We start from the raw sequence: 17314 nt of genomic DNA, 5'->3' as shown, positions 1-17314 counted from the left end.
ACAAGTCGACCGGCCGCCGCAGCGACTGCCGCGGCGGGCCGGGTCTGAACCGCAAGATGCAAGGAGGTAAGCGCATGGCCCGCGTCGTCATGTACAGCACGATGGTGTGTCCGTATTGCCAGATGGCCGAGCGCCTGCTGCGCTCGAAGGGGGTCGAGACGATCGAGAAGATCATGATCGACCGCGAGCCCGGCAAGCGCGAGGAAATGATGAGCCGCACCGGTCGCCGCACCGTGCCGCAGATCTATATCGACGACCGCCATGTCGGCGGCTTCGACGATCTGTCCGCGCTCGATCGCCAAGGGGGCCTGGCGCCGCTGCTGGCCGCCTGATCCGCCCCATGCGCGGATGAATTCGTCATCCGCGTCATGTACCATATGCGTTTTCCAACCGGACCACGCGGTTGGCCGCCGCCCGGCGCGCGGCCGTCCGCACCCCGTCCCCTTCCCGCCACGTTTCATTCCCGCCATTCGGGCACCCATCCATGAGCGACCAGCAAACCAATCAGCAGCAGGACGATCAACCGTACTTCAACATCCAGCGCGTCTACCTGAAGGACATGTCGCTGGAGCAGCCGAATTCGCCGCAGATCTTCCTCGAAACGGAAGCGCCTTCGGTCGAGGTGCAGGTCAACGTGGGCGCCTCGCAGCTGACGGACGGCATTTTCGAGGTCGTCGTGACCGGCACGGTCACCACCAAGGTGCAGGACAAGGTCGCCTTCCTGGTCGAGGCCCATCAGGCCGGCATCTTCGATATCCGCAATGTGCCGGACGAACAGCTCGATCCGCTGCTGGGCATCGCCTGCCCGACGATCCTGTATCCGTACCTGCGCAGCAATATCGCCGACGTGATCACGCGCGCGGGCTTCCAGGCCATCCATCTGTCCGAGATCAACTTCCAGGCGCTGTACGAGCAGCGCCTGCAGGCGGCGATGGAGCAGGCACAGGCCGAGGGCGGCGGCTCCGGCATCGTGATGCCCGATGGCACGCAGGCACGTCACTGATCGTCAAGCGATCTGCGGGCGGAACGGGGCTGCGGCCCCGTTCCGCCTTTTTGCGTCTATAGCTTCAATGGATCGAATGGCTGCGCCAGCCGGGCTTGCCGCATTGGCTGCGATCGCCGTCATCGCCAGCCGTGCAGCGGCCTGACCCATCGACCAACGCCTCGACCACGCATCGATCATGAACCTTGCCTTTCTCGGAGCCGGCGCCTGGGGCACCGCGCTGGCCAGCCATGCCGCCGCCGTGCACCCGGTCGTGCTGTGGGGCCGGGACGCCGGGCAGCTCGCCGCGATGGCGGCCTCCGGCGTCAATGCGGACTATCTGCCTGGGGTGCCGCTGTCCGAGCGGCTCGGCTTCGAAGCCGATTTCGCCCGCGCCGCCGCGCATGCGCTGTGCGCGCCTGACGGGCTGGCGATCGTCGCCACGCCGGTGTCGGGCCTGCGCGAGATGACGCGGCGCCTGGCCGCCGAGGCTGCCGCGCATGGCGTGCCGTTGCGCATGCTGTGGCTGTGCAAGGGCTTCGAGGCCGGCACGCACGCGATGCCGCACCAGATGGTGGCCGAGGAACTGGCTGCCGCCGGCGCGTCGGTGCCGGTCGAGTACGGCGTGCTGACCGGACCGAGCTTCGCGCGCGAGGTCGCGCTGGGGCTGCCGTGCGCGCTGACCGTCGCGGGCAATGCGCCGGCCATCGCCGAACTGTCGCAGCGCGCCTTCCACCATCGCGCGATGCGGATCTACGGCAGCGACGATCTGGTCGGCGTCGAGGTCGGCGGCGCGGTCAAGAACGTGCTGGCGATCGCCACCGGCGCCAGCGATGGGCTCGGTCTCGGCCTCAATGCCCGAGCCGCGCTGGTCACCCGGGGCCTGGCCGAGATGACGCGGCTGGGTCTGGCGCTGGGCGGACGCGCCGAGACCTTCATGGGTCTGGCCGGCATGGGCGACCTGATCCTGACCGCGACCGGCGATCTGTCGCGCAACCGCAAGGTCGGCCAGCAACTGGCCGGCGGCAGGACGCTGGAGCAGGTGCTGGCCGACCTGGGTCACGTCGCCGAGGGCGTGCGCTGCGCGCAGGCCGTCGCGGCGCTGGCGGACCAGCACGGCGTCGAGATGCCGATCACGCGGGCCGTCTGCGCGGTGCTGTTCGAAGGCTTGGCGGTGGCCGACGCGGTCGCGCAGCTGCTGCAACGCGACGCGCGCGACGAATGATGGCAGCCGATCGCATGAAACAGCGGCGCCACTGGCTCGGTGCGCTGGCCGCCTGCGGCGGTGCGCTGGTGCTGCCGCGCCCGCTGCTGGCAGCCGACAAGGACTGGCCCGCGCGGCCGATCCGCATGGTGGTGCCGTTCCCGCCGGGCTCGTCCCCGGACCTGATCGCGCGATTGGTGTCCGAACCGCTGGCACAGGCGCTGGGCCAGCCGGTGGTCATCGAGAATCGCCCGGGCGCCGGCGGCAATATCGGCACCGGACAGGTGGCCCGCGCCGCGCCGGACGGCCATACGCTGCTGTTCACGATCAACGGTCCGCTGGTCACGGCGCCGACGCTGTCGCGCCATCTGCCCTACGACCCGGTGCGCCAGCTGGCGCCGGTGACGCTGGTGGCAACCTCGCCCAATGTGCTGGTGGTCGACCCGCGCACCGGCGTGCGCGACCTGCGCGAATTCGTCGCGCTGGCGCGCGCCAGGCTCGGCGCGCTGAACTACGGCTCGGTCGGCAACGGCAGCGCCGCGCATCTGGCGATGGAACAGCTGAAGGCGCGCGCCGGCATCTCGCTCGAACACATCCCGTATCCCGGCTTTCCGCAGATCGCGGCGGCGATGATCGCCGGACAGATCCAGGCCGCCTTCATGGTGCCGGCGATCGCGATGCCGCAGGTCAATGCGGGCCGGCTGCGCGTGCTCGCGGTGACGACCAGCGGCCGCACCAGCCTGTTGCCGTCGGTGCCGACCGTGGCCGAGTCCGGCTATCCGGGCTTCGAGGCGATCTCGTGGCAGGCCGTGCTGGCGCCGGCCGGCACGCCGGCGCCGATCGTCGACCGGCTCTATCGCGAGCTGGTGAAGATCATCGGCAGCGACGCCGTGCGCGCGCAAATGCGGGCGCAGTACTTCATGCCGGCCGGCACCGCGCCGGCCTCGCTGCGCCAGACCATGGCCAGCGAGAAGGCGCGCTGGGACCAGGTCATCCGCGCGGCCGGCGTGCAGCCGGAATAGCGGGGGCGAAACGCTCCGCGCTCAGGCGCCGCCGGCGAAGCCCTGCTGGCGCCAGGCCTCGAACACCACCACGGCAACGGTATTCGACAGATTCAGGCTGCGGTTATTGGGCCGCATCGGCAGGCGGATGCGCTGCGACGGCGCGAACCATTCGCGGCGCTCCGGCGCCAGCCCGCGTGTTTCCGAGCCGAACACGAACCAGTCGCCGGGGGCGAAAGCCACCTGGCCGAACGGCGTCGAGCCGTGCGTGGTCAGCGCGAACATGCGCGCCGGATCGGGGCGTTCGTTGGCGAGGAAGGCGTCCCAGTTCTCGTGCACCTTCATGCTGGCGTACTCGTGGTAATCGAGGCCGGCGCGGCGCATGCGGGCGTCGTCCAGCGGAAAGCCGAGCGGCTTGACGAGGTGGAGCTGGGCACCGGTGTTGGCGCACAGGCGGATCACGTTGCCGGTGTTCGGCGGGATCTCGGGTTCGACTAGGACGACATGGAACATGGCGCGCGCAGCTTACCGTGCCGAGGCGGCGCTGTCATCCCGAGCCCCATCGCGCGTCACGATGGGGCCGGCGTGCGCAGCGCCACCAGCGCGGTGACGCGCGCCGCGCCGTGGCGCTTGAGCACGGCGGCCGCCTCGGCCAGCGTCGCGCCGGTGGTCATCACGTCGTCGACCAGGGCGACATGTCGTCCATGCAAGGCGCCGGGGGTGGCATCGCGCGCCAGCGCGAAGGCGCCGGCGACGTTCGGATGCCGCAGGTCGGCCGCCAATGCGGCCTGCGGCGCGGTGCTGCGCGAGCGCACCAGCAGATCGGCGCTGGCCGCGGCGTCCAGGCGAAGCGCGAGCCTGCGGGCGATTTCCCATGACTGGTTGAAGCCGCGCTCGGCCAGCCGGTCCGGCGCCAACGGAATCGGCACGACCAGGCAGGGTTGGTCGGCCATATCGCGGGCTGCCATCGAGTACCGTGCCGCCCACGCCGACGCCAGTTGCCGCGCGAGCCAGCCCGCCAGCGGCAGCACCCCGCCGAACTTCAGCGCCAGCACCAGCGCCTCGCGCGGCGGCGCATAGTCGCCCAGCACGATGGTCATGTCGAAGGCGGGCGGCGCGCAGCGGCACATCGCGCACAGGTTGGAGGTCCGCTGCGGCAAGGCGCAACGCGGACAACGCGGCGTGGGCGTCAGCAGATCGCCCGCGCAGCCTGCACAGACGATGTCGGACTGTACCTGCCCGCACAGCACGCAGGTACAGGGCAGCCACCACTGCGCCAGCCGCTCGCGCATGCAGCCGGCAAGCCCGGCGAGGCGCGCGTATACTGTCGGCCCGGCGCCACCGCCCGGCCCCGCCGTGCCTTCGCGCCGCCCGTGCCCGGTCCCGCCGTGCCGATCCTCGTCCTTGCCGCCGCTTCCGTGTCCACGTCTCACGCCGACTCCCCCGATACCTATCTGCCGCCCGCGCGGCTGACCCGGCTCGCCTTCGACCGGCGCAGCCCCGGCTTCGCCCAGCTGGATTTCCTGCTCGGCGAGATCGGCCGGCGCATGCAGGAACGCATGCAGCTGATCCGTATCCAGCCGGAGCGCGCGCTCGATATCGGCTGCGGGCAGGGACAGGGGCTGGCGGCGCTGCGCGCGCAGTATCCCGACGCGCAGATCGCGGGCCTCGATATCTCGGGCGCGATGCTGGCGCAGGCCGCGCAGCGCGATCCGCAGCGGCAGCCCGGCTGGCTCGGCCGCCTGCTCGGCAAGCGGCCGACCTTCGATCTGGTGCAGGGCGATCTTGCCACGCTTCCCTTTGCCGAGGGCGCCTTCGACCTGCTGTGGTCCAATCTCGCGCTGCACTGGCATCCCGAACCGCATCGCGTGTTTCCCGAATGGCATCGCGTGACGCGCACCGACGGCCTGGCGCTGTTCTCGCTGTTCGGTCCGGATACCCTGCGCGAACTGCGCGAGGCCTTCGCCGAGGTCGACGGCGAGCCGCACACGCTGCGCTTCATCGACATGCACGATATCGGCGACATGCTGGTGCACAGCGGCTGGTCGACGCCGGTGATGGACATGGAGACGCTGACGGTCACCTACGAGACGCCCGAGCGGCTGCTGCGCGACGTGCATGCGTTCGGCGGGCTGCGCCGGCCCGCGGGCGACGGTGTGCATGGCGCGCGTGGACTGAAGGGCCGGCACTGGCACCAGGCGCTGCTGGCCGCGCTGGAGCGCCGCCGCAATCGCGACGGCGTGATCGCGCTGACCTTCGAGATCGTCTACGGCCATGCATGGAAGCTGCCGCCGAAGGGCGGCCAGGCCCGCGACGAACTGGGCCGTGCCGTGGTGCCGATCGACCGCATCGGCCGCGGCCGGCCGCGCGGCTGAGCCGCCGCGCAGCGCGTCGCCGCACTGCAGGTGTGCATCGGCGCGCTGTGGCGCGGGCGGCGTGCCGCGCCGGGCTTGGCTTGTTACGGTTGACGAAGCGCCCTATAATGCGCCAGTTTGTCGCAGTGGTCCCCTGGCACAGAAGATCGGCGTTTTAGCACCGAAGCAGTGCAGCAGTGCGGTGAAGCCGGCAGAATTCCAGGCGTGCAACCGATGCAGCGATGCAGAGTGGTTGGCGATGCAGGAACTCGGTATCGCACTCCAGACGGCGCGTGACGGGCCCGGTGATAGTCCAGACGGAGCCCATGCCGTGCCGAACAACGACTGGCTGATGAAGCGGAATTGTTCGCTGTCTCCACGCCAGGTCGGCTGGTTTTACCTCTCCATCGTCAGTATTTCCCTTGCCATCGCGCTGTTCTTCGCGTGGCGAGGAGCTTGGCTCGTGCTGCCCTTTGCGGGGCTCGAGCTGGCCGGGCTCGGCGTGGCGCTGCTCGCCTACGCACAGCACGCGACAGACTACGAGCGCGTCACGCTCAGCGAGGGCAGGTTGGTGGTCGAGAAGGCCAGCGCCGGTGAGGTGACCCGCGAGGAATTCAACCCGCACTGGGTGCGGGTCGAACTGGGCGAATCGTTCCCGGCGCTGGTGGTGGTGCGCTGTGGCACGCACGCTGTGCAGGTGGGGTGTTTTCTGGACCCGTACAAGCGACGAAAGTTCGCGCAGGAACTCGTTTCAGCCTTGCACGCCCTGTAAAAAGAGGTGGCACCGCTGGGAGCGAGGGGCAGATTCGAATCTGTAATTTGGGTAGAGACAACAAATGAAAATGTGGAAGAAGGCATCCGCAGCGTGTCTGGCAGGTGCGTCCCTGCTCGCCAGCCAGGCAGCCCTCGCTGTCGAAGACATGCCGGGCGGTCCCGCCGTGCGCCAGCTGAACCTGACCGAGCCGGTCACCAAGATCGCCGAGCAGATTCACTGGCTGAACTGGATGATGCTGATCATCTGCACGGTGATCTTCATCGCGGTGTTCAGCGTGATGTTCTATTCCATCTTCACGCACCGCAAGGCCAAGGGCTCCAAGCCCGCCTCCTTCCACGAAAGCATCACGGTCGAGGTCGTCTGGACCATCATTCCGTTCCTGATCGTGATCGGCATGGCGCTGCCGGCGACCAAGACCGTGGTCGCGATGAAGGACACCACCAACTCCGACATCACCATCAAGGCCACCGGCTACCAGTGGAAGTGGGGCTACGACTACCTCAAGGGCGAGGGCGAAGGCATCTCCTTCGTGTCGACGCTGACCACCCCGCGCGAGCAGATCAACAACGAGGCGCCCAAGTCGAACACCTACCTGATGGAGGTGGACAACGAGATGGTGGTGCCGGTCAACAAGAAGATCCGCATCGTCACGACCGCCAACGACGTGATCCACGCCTGGATGATCCCGGCTTTCGGCGTCAAGCAGGATGCGATTCCCGGCTTCGTGCGCGACACCTGGTTCCGCGCCGAGAAGACCGGCGTTTACCGCGGCCAGTGCGCCGAGCTGTGCGGCAAGGAACATGCCTTCATGCCGATCGTGGTGCGCGTGGTGACCGACGCCGAATACACCAAGTGGGTCGACGAGAAGAAGAAGGCGATGGCCGCCGCGGCCGACGACCCCAACAAGACCTGGACCCTGGACGAGCTGAAGGTCCGCGGCGAGAAGGTCTACGCCGCCAACTGCGCGGTCTGCCACCAGCCCAACGGCAAGGGCGCCGGCGCGTTCCCGGCGCTGGACGGCTCCAAGGTGGTCAACGGCCCGCAGGCCGACCAGATGCACATCCTGCTCGAGGGCAAGGGCGGCATGCCGTCGTGGAAGCAGCTGTCCGACACCGAGCTTGCCGCGGTGATGACCTACACCCGCAACGTCTGGAGCAACAAGACCGGCGAGGTCATCCAGCCGGCCGACTTCGTCAATGCGCGCGCGGGCAAGTTCCCCGAGGGCGGCGGCGCCAAGTCGGCGCAGGGCGCACCGGCGGACGCCAAGCCCGCCGCCGAGCAAGCCAGCGCGGGCGCCCAGGGCGCCGCGAGCTGAACGCGTGGACGTTAGAACAGGATTTCAGGAGTTTTCGCGATGAGTACTGCTACCCCGGACGCACTCGCCCATCCGCACGACCACGCGCATGACGAACACCACGATCATCCGCATGGCTGGCGCCGCTGGCTGTTTGCCACCAACCACAAGGACATCGGCACGCTGTACCTGCTGTTCTCCTTCACGATGCTGATCTCGGGCGGCGTGCTGGCGCTGCTGATCCGCCTGGAGCTGTTCGAGCCGGGCCTGCAGTTCTTCCGCCCCGAGCTGTTCAACCAGTTCACCACGATGCACGGCCTGGTGATGGTGTTCGGCGCGATCATGCCCGCCTTCGTCGGCTTCGCGAACTGGATGATCCCGCTGCAGATCGGCGCCTCCGACATGGCGTTCGCGCGGATGAACAACTTCAGCTTCTGGCTGATGCCGCCCGCCGCGCTGCTGCTGGCGCTGTCGTTCTTCGTGCCGGGCGGCGCCACCGCCGCGGGCTGGACGCTGTACGCGCCGCTGTCGGTGCAGATGGGCCCGGGCATGGACATGGCGATCTTCGCGATGCACATCATGGGCGCGTCGTCGATCATGGGCTCGATCAACATCATCGTCACGATCCTGAACATGCGCGCGCCGGGCATGACGCTGATGAAGATGCCGATGTTCTGCTGGACCTGGCTGATCACCGCCTACCTGCTGATCGCCGTGATGCCGGTGCTGGCGGGCGCGATCACGATGGTCCTGACCGACCGCCACTTCGGCACCAGCTTCTTCTCGGCGGCCGGCGGCGGCGACCCGGTGATGTACCAGCATATCTTCTGGTTCTTCGGCCACCCCGAGGTCTACATCATGATCCTGCCGGCGTTCGGGATCATCTCGCAGGTGGTGCCGGCCTTCGCCCGCAAGCGTCTGTTCGGCTACAGCTCGATGGTCTACGCGACTGCCTCGATCGCGATCCTGTCGTTCATCGTCTGGGCGCACCACATGTTCACCACCGGCATGCCGGTGACCGGCCAGCTGTTCTTCATGTACGCGACGATGCTGATCGCGGTGCCGACGGCCGTGAAGATCTTCAACTGGATCGCCACGATGTGGAAGGGCTCGATGACCTTCGAGACCCCGATGCTGTTCGCGATCGGCTTCATCTTCGTGTTCACCATCGGCGGCTTCACCGGCCTGATCCCGGCAGTCGCGCCGATCGACATCCAGATCCAGGACACCTACTTCATCGTCGCGCACTTCCACTATGTGCTGGTGGCGGGCTCGCTGTTCGCGCTGTTCGCGGGCTTCTACTACTGGGGTCCGAAGTGGAGCGGGTTCATGTACAACGAAACCCGCGGCAAGGTCCACTTCTGGGGTTCGATCATCTTCTTCAACATCGCCTTCTTCCCGATGCACTTCCTCGGGCTGGCGGGCATGCCGCGCCGCTATGCGGACTACGCGATCCAGTTCGCGGACTTCAACGCGATCTCGTCGCTGGGCGCGCTGGGCTTCGGCCTGATGCAGGTGTATTTCTTCTTCTTCGTGGTGCTGCCGTCGTACCGCGGAGGCGAAGCGGCCGCCGACAAGCCTTGGGAAGGCGCCGAGGGGCTGGAGTGGACCGTGCCGTCGCCGGCGCCGTTCCACACCTTCGAGGTGCCGCCGCAGGTCCGGTAACGGCATCCGGCAAGGCAGGGCGGCGCGCTGCCGCCTTGCCGGCCGCCCGGCCAGTATCGGCCACCCGCCCGGCCACCCCTATCCGAGAATTCGATGCAGCATCCAAACGAAAGCCCATCGCAAACCGACCGCAAGGCCGCCAATCGCCGTCTCGGCCTGATCCTGCTGTCGATCGTGCTGGTCTTCTTTTTGGGTTTCTTCGCCAAGATGACCTGGCTTGGCTGAATGGCTGAATTGGCCGACTCCCGCTGCAGGGTACAGAGATGAGCACGAAGCAGCCGGTTTCCACCGGCGACGTCGAGGACAAGCGCTACAACCGCGGCATGATGCTGCGGCTGCTGGTGATCGTCGCCGTGATGTTCGCCTTCGGCTATGCGCTGGTGCCGCTGTACAAGAAGATCTGCGAGATCACCGGCATCAACGTCGTCACCACGCGCGAGCTCTACGGCGCCAGCGCCGGCAAGGTCAGCCAGAACACGCAGGTCGACACCAGCCGCACGATCACGGTCGAATTCGATTCCAACGCCCGCGGGCCGTTCGCGTTCCGTCCGGTCAAGAGCAGCATGCAGGTCCACCCGGGCGAGATGGCGACCATCGTCTACGAGGTCGCCAACGGCCAGGCCCGCGATATCTCGGCGCAGGCGATTCCGAGCTACGCGCCGAAGCAGGCCACCCAGTATTTCAAGAAGCTCGAGTGCTTCTGCTTCCAGCAGCAGACGCTGAAGGCCAAGGAATCGCGCGAGATGCCGGTGGTGTTCGTGATCGACCCGGATCTGCCCAAGGACGTCGAGAACATCACCTTGTCGTACACATTCTTCGAGATCGGCACGCCGCTGGCGCCGGCGCCGCAGGGCCATCTCGACCAGCCGCCGGCCACGGCCGGCAGCTGACGCAGTAGAGGAGGAGGGCTGCCATGGACGAACTGAAGGAAGCGGTCAAACGCAAGATGTCGTTCTGGCAGACGTTGCGCGCGGTGTTCTGGTCGTTCATCGGCCTGCGCAAGGGCGCGGAACACGATCGCGACATGGCGAACCTGAACCCGATCCATGTGATCGTCGCCGGTGTGCTCGGCGCCGTGATCCTGGTGGTGGTGCTGATCGGCATCGTCCGCCTGGTGGTCGGCGGATAGCCGGCCAGCCGAATAGCCGGCGGAACAGGCAACAAGAAGACAGAGCGTCGTCCGCCCTCGGGCAGCCGGCGTATAACGATGAATCAGAGATCTGAGCTGGAGAAAACAGAATGAGTGCGAATCGCGCAAACGCTCCGTACTACTTCGTACCGGGCCCGTCGCGCCATCCGATCACGGCAAGCCTGGGGCTGCTGCTGACCGCCGCCGGCGCGGCCGGATGGGTCAACGGCCAGCCGTGGGCACCCTATGTCTGCGTGCTGGGCATCCTGTGGTTCCTGTTCGTGCTCAAGAGCTGGTTCGGCGACGCGATCGGCGAGTCGGAAGGGGGCATGTACGGCCGCCGCATCGACATCTCGTACCGCTGGTCGATGGGCTGGTTCATCTTCTCGGAGGTGATGTTCTTCGGCGCCTTCTTCGGCGCGCTGTTCTACGCCCGCGTCTATACGATGCCGTGGCTGGGCGACCTGAACAACAAGATCCTGTGGCCCGATTTCGCCGCGGTCTGGCCGAACGCCGGTCCGGCCGGCACGGTCGAGCCGTACGAGGCGATGGGCCCGTGGCCGATCCCGACCATCAATACGGCGCTGCTGCTGATGTCGGGCGTCACGCTGACCTGGGCGCACCACGCGCTGCTGGCCGGCAAGCGCAGCCAGGTGGTGCAGGGCCTGGTGCTGACGATCCTGCTCGGTGCGGTCTTCATGGGCTTCCAGGTCTATGAATACATGCATGCCTACAGCGATCTGAACCTGAAGCTGACCTCGGGCATCTACGGCTCGACCTTCTTCCTGCTGACGGGCTTTCACGGCTTCCACGTGACGATGGGCGCCATCATGCTGACGGTGGTGCTGTTCCGCGTGCTGAAGGGCCATTTCACGCCGGACCATCACTTCGCCTTCGAAGGCGCCGCCTGGTACTGGCACTTCGTCGACGTGGTCTGGCTGTTCCTCTACGTCGTGGTGTACTGGCTGTAAGCGGACACGGCTCGAAGGAAGGGAAACGGGGGCGCTTCGCGCCCCCTTCGTCCTTTAGAATGCGGGATTGCCGAGCATTCCCTGCCAGCACAAAAAAGCAAGCGCCGCAGGAATCCCATCCCTGCGGCGCTTGCTTTTTGTTCGCCATGCCGAAGGCGCCCACTGCCATGCCTTGGCGCTATGGCCCCGTGCGGATGCCCGTGCTCTCGATCCATCCCATCCAGTACGAGAACAGGATGAACAGGAACAGCGCGATCGACAGGCCGACACGTACGGTCAGCGAACGGACCATATGCGCGCTCGACTTGCCGCGGTCGCGCATCATGAAGAACAGGGCGGAGGCCAGGCTGGAGACGATCAGGATGAAGGCAATGACGATGACGATGCGCATGGCGGCGGTCGGGACAGTGGTGCGCCATTATCGCACCGCGTTCCCGCGGCCGTTCCCGCCGCTCCGGCCGTTCCAGCGATGACGCTGCTGCGCGCCCTGAGCCCGGTGCCCACGGTGGCGGCGCTGGTCGTCATCGCGGTCACCTGTGCGCTGGGCAACTGGCAGCTCGGCCGGGCCCACGACAAGATCGTGCGCGCCGAGCGGCTGCGTGCGCTGGCCGACGCGCCGCCGCTGCGGATCGGCACGGCGCCGCCGCCGCTGCCCGCGGCCGAACTGGTCTCGCGCAAGATTGTCGTGCGCGGCCGGTTCGATCCGGCCCACACCGTGCTGCTGGAAAACCGTCCGCACGGCAACGGGCAGGACAGCCGCTCCGGTTTCCTGGTGCTGACGCCGCTGCGGCTGGACGATGCCGCGGGCGCCGGCGACACGCGCGCCGCGCCCGGCACGGCCGCGCCCCGCGCCGTGCTGGTGCTGCGCGGCTGGCTGCCGCGCGATGCGCAGGACCGCACGCGCATCGCGCCGTTTCCGACGCCGGAGGGCACGGTGACCCTGCAGGGTGTGGCACTGGCCGATGTGCCGAAGGTCTATCAACTCGGCAGCCCGGACGCCCAGCGCGGCGAACGCATCCGGCAGAACCTGGACCTGGGCGCCTTCGCCGCCGAACTCGGTACGCCGCTGCAACCCTTCGTGCTGCAGCAGCGCAGCGACAGCGGCGACGGCCTGGCGCGCGACTGGGCGAGCGCCGACCTGGGTGTCGAGCGCCACTACGGCTATGCCTTTCAGTGGTATGGTCTGGCCGCGCTGACGCTGGTATTGCTGGTCGCGCTGACCTGGCGGCGTGCCCGGCGGCTGGCCGGACCCCCAGATGCCGGCACGGCCCCCGCGGGCGCTGCCCGCCACGACGATTAATCACTCCCACGACTATTCATGCCTTCCGATCCCGCCACGGCCAAGCCGGCCGCGCCGCAAGACTCCCGCAGCGATCCGCGCATCGATGCCCGCACGCGCCGCGGCCGGATCCAGATGCTGTTGCTGCTGCTGGTCTGCGCTTCGCCGGTCATCGCCTCGTATCTGACCTACTACGTGTTCCGGCCCGCCGGCGGGCAGACCAACTACGGCACGCTGATCGAGCCGCAGCGCCCGGCCCCGGCCGTACAGGTGACGGACGAGCGCGGCCAGCCGGTGCCGCTGCAGGACTTCAAGGGCAAATGGCTGCTGGTGTCGACCGACAGCGCCGCCTGCGACGAGGCGTGCGCGAAGCGGCTGTTCACGATCCGGCAGATCCGGGCCGGGCAGGGCAAGGAGCGCGAGCGCATCGTGCCGGTCTGGCTGATCAGCGATGACGGACCGATCGATCCGCGCCTGACCGCCGCGTATAACGAGCCCTATGCCGGCGTACGCTTCCTGCGCATGCCCCGCGAGCAGATCCGCGGCTGGCTGCCGGCCGCCGAGGGCCAGCCGGCGGAGGCAACGCTGTATCTGGTCGATCCGCTCGGCAATCTGATGATGCGGTTCCCGAAGGACCCGGACCCGAAGAAGGTGCATTCGGACCTCAGCCGCTTGCTCAAGTACAACCGCATCGGCTGATGGAGGGCCCATGCTGACTCAACTCGCCCTGATCGGCCTGCTGCTGGCGTTGCTGCCGCTCAGCTATGTGCTGGCCCGCGGCAGCCGCGACAAATACCGCAAGCTGGTCTGGATCACCGCGTTCCTGACGCTGGACCTGATCATGTTCGGCAGCTTTACGCGGCTGACGGACTCGGGCCTGGGCTGCCCCGACTGGCCCGGCTGCTACGGCCATTCGAACCCCTATGCGGCCGTCGAACACATTCGCGCCGCGGAGACGGCGCTGCCCAGCGGGCCGGTGACCTGGGCCAAGGCCTGGATCGAGATGCTGCACCGGTACTTTGCGATGGCGGTCGGCGTGCTGATCATCGCGCTGGTGGTGCTGGCCTGGAGCAAGCGCCGCGAGCTGAAGCAGTCGCCGTGGTTCGCCACCGGCGTGCTGGTGCTGGTCTGCGTGCAGGGCGCGTTCGGCGCCTTCACGGTCACGCTGAAGCTGCAGCCGATCATCGTGGTGACCCATCTGCTGCTGGGCATGGCGTTGCTGGCGGCGCTGATCTGGCTGGGCTCGCGCAGCGACCCGCCGCGCGCGATCGCGCCAGCCGCGGCGGCCCTGCGCTGGCCGGGGCGGATCGCGCTGGCGCTGCTGACGATCCAGATCTTCCTGGGCGGCTGGGTCAGCACCAACTACGCGGTGTTGGCCTGCACCGATTTCCCGCTGTGCAACGGGCAGTGGATTCCCGAGATGGACTTCCGCCATGGCTTTACGCTGTGGCGGCAACTGGGCATGACGGCCGACGGCGACTACATCCCGCATTCGGCGCTGGTGGCCATTCACTGGGTGCACCGCGGCTTCGCGGTGGTGGTGCTCGGCTATCTGGCCTGGTTTGCGCTGCGCACGCGCCGCTTTGCGCCGCTGGCGCGCGCCTCGCACTGGCTGCTGGCCGTGCTGGTGCTGCAGTTGGCGACCGGTTTGTCGAATATCGTGCTCGATTGGCCGCTTTTGCCGGCAGTCGCCCACAATGGCGGCGCGGCGGTGCTGCTGATGCTGTTGGTCAGGCTCAATTACAATATAGGGCTTGCGACCCGCGCCGCCACCGCCGCGGCCCCCGGTTCCTTCGATCGCGCCCCCGCTGCCGCTCATGACGCCCCGGCTCCCGATGCCGCCGGCGCAAATCGCCCGGCCGACACGGCGCGCGCCTCATGAAAGACAAGACTGCTCCCGTGGCCACCACCGCTACCCAGACTCAGCAACCGCCAAGCCGGCTGCGCCACCTCGCCCGCCAGTACGCCGCGCTGACCAAGCCGCGCGTGACGCAGCTGGCGGTCTTCTGCGCCATCATCGGCATGTTCCTGGCCACGCCGGGCATGGTGCCGTGGCGTGTGCTGATCGGCGGCGCCGCCGGCATCTGGCTGCTGGCCGCCGGCGCCTTTGCCATCAACTGCCTGGTCGAACAGAAGGTCGACGCGCTGATGCGCCGCACCGCGTGGCGTCCGTCGGCCACCGGCGAGATCGGCACGAGCCAGATCCTGGTGTTCTCGCTGGTGCTGGGCGGGGCCGGCATGTGGCTGCTGCATGTGTTCACCAACGACCTGACGATGTGGCTGACTTTCGCCACCTTTGTCGGCTACGCGGTGGTCTACACGATCCTGCTCAAGCCCGCCACGCCGCAGAACATCGTGATCGGCGGCCTGTCGGGCGCGATGCCGCCGGCGCTGGGCTGGGCCGCGGTGGCCGGCGACGTGCCGGCCGAGGCCTGGTTCCTGGTGCTGATCATCTTCACCTGGACCCCGCCGCACTTCTGGGCGCTGGCGCTGTACCGCCGCGCCGACTACGCGAAGTCGGGCCTGCCGATGCTGCCGATCACGCACGGCGAGCGCTTCACGCTGCTGCACATCCTGCTGTACACGCTGGTGATGATCGCGGCGACGCTGCTGCCGTTCGTCTACGGCATGAGCGGCTACATCTACCTGGCGGCCGCTCTGGTGCTGGGCGGCATCTTCCTGGCCTACGCGTGGAAGCTGTACCGGCAGTACTCGGACGCGCTGGCGCAGCGCACCTTCCGCTTCTCGATCCTCTATCTGTCGCTGCTGTTCGCCGCGCTGCTGATCGACCACTACTTCAAGTTCGTACCGCAGGCGTGACGGCGGCCCGGCCGCGACACGATGTCGCGGCCAGCGCCCGGTGCGCCGCGATCGGCGATACTAGCCGCTGCCGCCGGCGCGCCTGCCGCGCCACTCCTCTCGCCGGCACACGCAGACAAGCCCAAACCGAACCGACACCATGCGCACCGCCTCGTTTTCCTCGTCCGTCTTCCCGTCCCTGGCCAACCTGCGGCAGCTGCTGCTGGTCGCGCTGCTGGCGCTGGGCCTGGCCGCCTGCGGCCAGCAGAAGCCCACCTTCCAGAATATCGACGTGACCGGCGGCAGCGAATTCGGCAAGGACTTCAAGCTGACCGACCACACCGGCAAGCAGCGCACGCTGGCGGACTTCAAGGGCAAGGCGGTGGTGATGTTCTTCGGCTACACCCATTGCCCGGACGTCTGCCCGACCACGATGGTCGAGTGGAAGACGGTGATGGAGCAGCTCGGCCCCGACGCCGATCGCGTGCAGGTGCTGTTCATCACCGTCGATCCTGAGCGCGACACGCAGGCGCTGCTGGCCCAGTACGTCCCGGCCTTCGATCCGCGCTTCCTGGGCATGCGGCCCGCCGACGAGGCCGCGCTGCGCCAGTTGACCAAGGACTTCAAGGTGTTCTACGCCAAGGTGCCGGGCAGTTCGCCGGGCAACTACACGGTCGACCATTCGGCCGGCAGCTATGTGTTCGATCCGGAAGGGCGGCTGCGGCTGTTCATTCGCCACGGCCAGGGCACCGAGCCGATCGTCAAGGACATGAAGCAGCTGCTGTCCTGAGCGCCTCGGTCGACCACAGGACATGGGTCCGGAGTCCTCTGGTCCCGTGTCCTCAGTCCCGAACCCTCAGTCCCGAACCCTCAGTCGGTCCTGGGTCCTCGGTCCTCAATCCTCGGTACCGCGCGGCTCAGCCCTTGTTGAAGATGCTGTAGAAGTCCGGCGCCCCGACCTCGGTCACGGTCAGGTCCAGCGACCCTTCGATGTGTTCCAGATGCTCGCGCATCACCGCGCGAGCCGCGCCCTCGTCGCGCTTCTCGATCGCCGCGATCAGCTCGCGGTGCTCGTGCTCCGGGCAGGCCGGCGCGCCGGGCCGGTCGTACAGCGTGATGATCAGGCAGGTCAGCGAGACCATCTCGCGGATGACCTTCTCCAGGATGGCGTTGCCCGCCATTTCCGCCAGCAGGATATGGAATTCCCCCGATAGCCGGATCACTGCGGCGCGGTCGCCGCGCGCGCGCGCCGCGTCCTCTTCCTGCACGTGCCGCTGCAGGCTGCGGACCTTGGCCGGCGTCGCATGGCGCGCCAGCGTGGCGGCGAGCTCGGGCTCGATGACCTGGCGCGTCTGGAAGACCTGGTGCGCTTCCTCGACCGTCGGGCTGGCGATGAAGGCGCCCCGGTTCGGCACCAGCGTGACCAGCTTCTCGTGGGCAAGCCGTGCGAACACCTGGCGGATGCGGGCGCGGCTGGCCCCGGTGACTTCGCACAGCCGCTCCTCGACCAGCTTGGTGCCGGCCAGCAGCCGGTGTTCCATGATGGCGGACAGCAGGCTCAGATAGATGGCCTCGGTGGCCGACGCCTCGGCGGTGCCGTTCTCCGGGCTGTCGGCGGCATTGGCGGCAGCGGCCTCGGCGGCGTTCATGGTGTGGGCGTCCTCAGCCGGCGAGGCAGCGCCGCGGGCGGACGTCCGGCGGGCGGCGGGTTTGCCGGCGGCCGTCTTGCGTCCGGCCGGCGTGGGCGCCGAGGCGGCGGCGGTCTTGCCGCCGGTCGGCTTGCGAAGAGAAGACATTGTGACGATGCGCGGTGGACTTTGTCACCGCGATTGGCGACGAACGATCCGCATATCGTACACAA

At 68.0% G+C, this 17314-nt stretch carries 21 protein-coding genes; 17 read left to right on the top strand and 4 right to left on the bottom strand.

Going from position 1 to position 17314, the window contains the following annotated elements; all coding sequences use genetic code 11:
• Positions 1–74: 74 nt before the first annotated feature.
• From grxC to F7Q96_RS19085, 4 genes are all read left to right on the top strand, one after another.
• Positions 75–332 carry a glutaredoxin 3 gene (gene grxC, locus F7Q96_RS19100; protein WP_006579210.1) on the top strand — a complete coding sequence of 86 codons (258 nt, stop codon included), beginning with the start codon at positions 75–77 and terminating at the stop codon, positions 330–332.
• Positions 333–484: 152 nt separating this feature from the next.
• Positions 485–1003, top strand: a complete 519-nt coding sequence (gene secB, locus F7Q96_RS19095; protein WP_006579211.1) for a protein-export chaperone SecB — start codon at positions 485–487, stop codon at positions 1001–1003.
• 178 nt (positions 1004–1181) lie between these two features.
• Complete coding sequence (locus tag F7Q96_RS19090) at positions 1182–2207, top strand: NAD(P)H-dependent glycerol-3-phosphate dehydrogenase (protein ID WP_053821005.1); 1026 nt, start codon at positions 1182–1184, stop codon at positions 2205–2207.
• Between the two features lie 14 nt (positions 2208–2221).
• Positions 2222–3208, top strand: a complete 987-nt coding sequence (locus tag F7Q96_RS19085; RefSeq protein WP_053822962.1) for a Bug family tripartite tricarboxylate transporter substrate binding protein — start codon at positions 2222–2224, stop codon at positions 3206–3208.
• A gap of 21 nt (positions 3209–3229) precedes the next feature.
• Here F7Q96_RS19085 and trmL read toward each other — a convergent pair whose 3' ends face one another.
• The gene (trmL, locus tag F7Q96_RS19080; protein ID WP_053821006.1) at positions 3230–3700 is read right to left on the bottom strand and encodes a tRNA (uridine(34)/cytosine(34)/5-carboxymethylaminomethyluridine(34)-2'-O)-methyltransferase TrmL; all 471 of its coding nucleotides are present in this window, start codon (positions 3698–3700) and stop codon (positions 3230–3232) included.
• A gap of 56 nt (positions 3701–3756) precedes the next feature.
• Positions 3757–4479 (bottom strand): ComF family protein, encoded by a 723-nt coding sequence (locus tag F7Q96_RS19075; protein ID WP_151023104.1) that lies wholly within the window; start codon positions 4477–4479, stop codon positions 3757–3759.
• Positions 4480–4605: 126 nt separating this feature from the next.
• On the opposite strand from F7Q96_RS19075, the gene F7Q96_RS19070 reads away from it, so the two are divergent.
• The 8 genes from F7Q96_RS19070 to F7Q96_RS19040 all read left to right on the top strand — a co-directional run bounded on the left by F7Q96_RS19070 (position 4606) and on the right by F7Q96_RS19040 (position 11375).
• Entirely contained in the window at positions 4606–5562 is a 957-nt protein-coding gene (locus F7Q96_RS19070; RefSeq protein ID WP_053822963.1) for a methyltransferase domain-containing protein, read from the top strand.
• 238 nt (positions 5563–5800) lie between these two features.
• Positions 5801–6313, top strand: a complete 513-nt coding sequence (locus tag F7Q96_RS19065; protein WP_053821007.1) for a DUF2244 domain-containing protein — start codon at positions 5801–5803, stop codon at positions 6311–6313.
• 64 nt (positions 6314–6377) lie between these two features.
• Entirely contained in the window at positions 6378–7631 is a 1254-nt protein-coding gene (gene coxB / locus F7Q96_RS19060) for a cytochrome c oxidase subunit II (RefSeq protein ID WP_023263845.1), read from the top strand.
• Between the two features lie 39 nt (positions 7632–7670).
• Complete coding sequence (gene ctaD / locus F7Q96_RS19055; RefSeq protein ID WP_151023102.1) at positions 7671–9275, top strand: cytochrome c oxidase subunit I; 1605 nt, start codon at positions 7671–7673, stop codon at positions 9273–9275.
• 93 nt (positions 9276–9368) lie between these two features.
• A complete protein-coding gene (locus F7Q96_RS27045) occupies positions 9369–9500 on the top strand; it encodes a cytochrome oxidase small assembly protein (protein ID WP_006579792.1) in 132 nt (43 codons plus the stop codon).
• A 38-nt stretch (positions 9501–9538) separates the two neighbouring features.
• Positions 9539–10165 (top strand): cytochrome c oxidase assembly protein, encoded by a 627-nt coding sequence (locus F7Q96_RS19050; protein ID WP_053821008.1) that lies wholly within the window; start codon positions 9539–9541, stop codon positions 10163–10165.
• A gap of 23 nt (positions 10166–10188) precedes the next feature.
• Entirely contained in the window at positions 10189–10404 is a 216-nt protein-coding gene (locus tag F7Q96_RS19045; RefSeq protein WP_053821009.1) for a DUF2970 domain-containing protein, read from the top strand.
• A 110-nt stretch (positions 10405–10514) separates the two neighbouring features.
• Entirely contained in the window at positions 10515–11375 is an 861-nt protein-coding gene (locus F7Q96_RS19040; protein ID WP_053821010.1) for a cytochrome c oxidase subunit 3, read from the top strand.
• A 178-nt stretch (positions 11376–11553) separates the two neighbouring features.
• Here the strand turns inward: F7Q96_RS19040 and F7Q96_RS19035 are convergent, their stop codons facing one another.
• Positions 11554–11766 carry a twin transmembrane helix small protein gene (locus F7Q96_RS19035; RefSeq protein WP_006577163.1) on the bottom strand — a complete coding sequence of 71 codons (213 nt, stop codon included), beginning with the start codon at positions 11764–11766 and terminating at the stop codon, positions 11554–11556.
• Positions 11767–11844: 78 nt separating this feature from the next.
• Here F7Q96_RS19035 and F7Q96_RS19030 point away from each other — a divergent pair, with 78 nt between their 5' ends.
• The 5 genes from F7Q96_RS19030 (at position 11845) to F7Q96_RS19010 (ending at position 16243) form a co-directional block, all read left to right on the top strand.
• Positions 11845–12675, top strand: coding sequence for an SURF1 family protein (locus F7Q96_RS19030; RefSeq protein WP_151023100.1), 831 nt, complete (start codon positions 11845–11847; stop codon positions 12673–12675).
• A gap of 18 nt (positions 12676–12693) precedes the next feature.
• The gene (locus F7Q96_RS19025; RefSeq protein WP_053821011.1) at positions 12694–13353 is read left to right on the top strand and encodes an SCO family protein; all 660 of its coding nucleotides are present in this window, start codon (positions 12694–12696) and stop codon (positions 13351–13353) included.
• Between the two features lie 10 nt (positions 13354–13363).
• The gene (locus F7Q96_RS19020; RefSeq protein WP_053821012.1) at positions 13364–14536 is read left to right on the top strand and encodes a COX15/CtaA family protein; all 1173 of its coding nucleotides are present in this window, start codon (positions 13364–13366) and stop codon (positions 14534–14536) included.
• On the top strand, positions 14533–15474 hold the full coding sequence (locus F7Q96_RS19015) for a heme o synthase (protein WP_006579467.1): 942 nt from the start codon (positions 14533–14535) through the stop codon (positions 15472–15474). Before F7Q96_RS19020 ends, F7Q96_RS19015 begins: the two co-directional genes overlap by 4 nt.
• 139 nt (positions 15475–15613) lie before the next feature.
• A complete protein-coding gene (locus F7Q96_RS19010) occupies positions 15614–16243 on the top strand; it encodes an SCO family protein (protein WP_053821013.1) in 630 nt (209 codons plus the stop codon).
• A 127-nt stretch (positions 16244–16370) separates the two neighbouring features.
• Here F7Q96_RS19010 and F7Q96_RS19005 read toward each other — a convergent pair whose 3' ends face one another.
• Complete coding sequence (locus F7Q96_RS19005; protein ID WP_053821014.1) at positions 16371–17249, bottom strand: GntR family transcriptional regulator; 879 nt, start codon at positions 17247–17249, stop codon at positions 16371–16373.
• Between the last annotated feature and the right edge of the window lie 65 nt (positions 17250–17314).

Origin of the sequence: Cupriavidus gilardii, from assembly GCF_008801915.1 — a bacterium.
GTDB classification, from domain to species: domain Bacteria; phylum Pseudomonadota; class Gammaproteobacteria; order Burkholderiales; family Burkholderiaceae; genus Cupriavidus; species Cupriavidus gilardii.
This window is presented reverse-complemented; position numbering and strand designations above follow the sequence as displayed.

Bases quoted from the DNA above. Each gene is read 5' to 3' on its own strand.
- grxC (WP_006579210.1), top strand. From the start codon at position 75: ATGGCCCGCGTCGTCATGTACAGCACGATGGTGTGTCCGTATTGCCAG.
- secB (WP_006579211.1), top strand. From the start codon at position 485: ATGAGCGACCAGCAAACCAATCAGCAGCAGGACGATCAACCGTACTTC.
- F7Q96_RS19090 (WP_053821005.1), top strand. From the start codon at position 1,182: ATGAACCTTGCCTTTCTCGGAGCCGGCGCCTGGGGCACCGCGCTGGCC.
- F7Q96_RS19085 (WP_053822962.1), top strand. From the start codon at position 2,222: ATGAAACAGCGGCGCCACTGGCTCGGTGCGCTGGCCGCCTGCGGCGGT.
- trmL (WP_053821006.1), bottom strand. From the start codon at position 3,700: ATGTTCCATGTCGTCCTAGTCGAACCCGAGATCCCGCCGAACACCGGC.
- F7Q96_RS19075 (WP_151023104.1), bottom strand. From the start codon at position 4,479: ATGCGCGAGCGGCTGGCGCAGTGGTGGCTGCCCTGTACCTGCGTGCTG.
- F7Q96_RS19065 (WP_053821007.1), top strand. From the start codon at position 5,801: ATGCAGGAACTCGGTATCGCACTCCAGACGGCGCGTGACGGGCCCGGT.
- coxB (WP_023263845.1), top strand. From the start codon at position 6,378: ATGAAAATGTGGAAGAAGGCATCCGCAGCGTGTCTGGCAGGTGCGTCC.
- ctaD (WP_151023102.1), top strand. From the start codon at position 7,671: ATGAGTACTGCTACCCCGGACGCACTCGCCCATCCGCACGACCACGCG.
- F7Q96_RS27045 (WP_006579792.1), top strand. From the start codon at position 9,369: ATGCAGCATCCAAACGAAAGCCCATCGCAAACCGACCGCAAGGCCGCC.
- F7Q96_RS19050 (WP_053821008.1), top strand. From the start codon at position 9,539: ATGAGCACGAAGCAGCCGGTTTCCACCGGCGACGTCGAGGACAAGCGC.
- F7Q96_RS19045 (WP_053821009.1), top strand. From the start codon at position 10,189: ATGGACGAACTGAAGGAAGCGGTCAAACGCAAGATGTCGTTCTGGCAG.
- F7Q96_RS19040 (WP_053821010.1), top strand. From the start codon at position 10,515: ATGAGTGCGAATCGCGCAAACGCTCCGTACTACTTCGTACCGGGCCCG.
- F7Q96_RS19035 (WP_006577163.1), bottom strand. From the start codon at position 11,766: ATGCGCATCGTCATCGTCATTGCCTTCATCCTGATCGTCTCCAGCCTG.
- F7Q96_RS19030 (WP_151023100.1), top strand. From the start codon at position 11,845: ATGACGCTGCTGCGCGCCCTGAGCCCGGTGCCCACGGTGGCGGCGCTG.
- F7Q96_RS19025 (WP_053821011.1), top strand. From the start codon at position 12,694: ATGCCTTCCGATCCCGCCACGGCCAAGCCGGCCGCGCCGCAAGACTCC.
- F7Q96_RS19020 (WP_053821012.1), top strand. From the start codon at position 13,364: ATGCTGACTCAACTCGCCCTGATCGGCCTGCTGCTGGCGTTGCTGCCG.
- F7Q96_RS19015 (WP_006579467.1), top strand. From the start codon at position 14,533: ATGAAAGACAAGACTGCTCCCGTGGCCACCACCGCTACCCAGACTCAG.
- F7Q96_RS19010 (WP_053821013.1), top strand. From the start codon at position 15,614: ATGCGCACCGCCTCGTTTTCCTCGTCCGTCTTCCCGTCCCTGGCCAAC.
- F7Q96_RS19005 (WP_053821014.1), bottom strand. From the start codon at position 17,249: ATGTCTTCTCTTCGCAAGCCGACCGGCGGCAAGACCGCCGCCGCCTCG.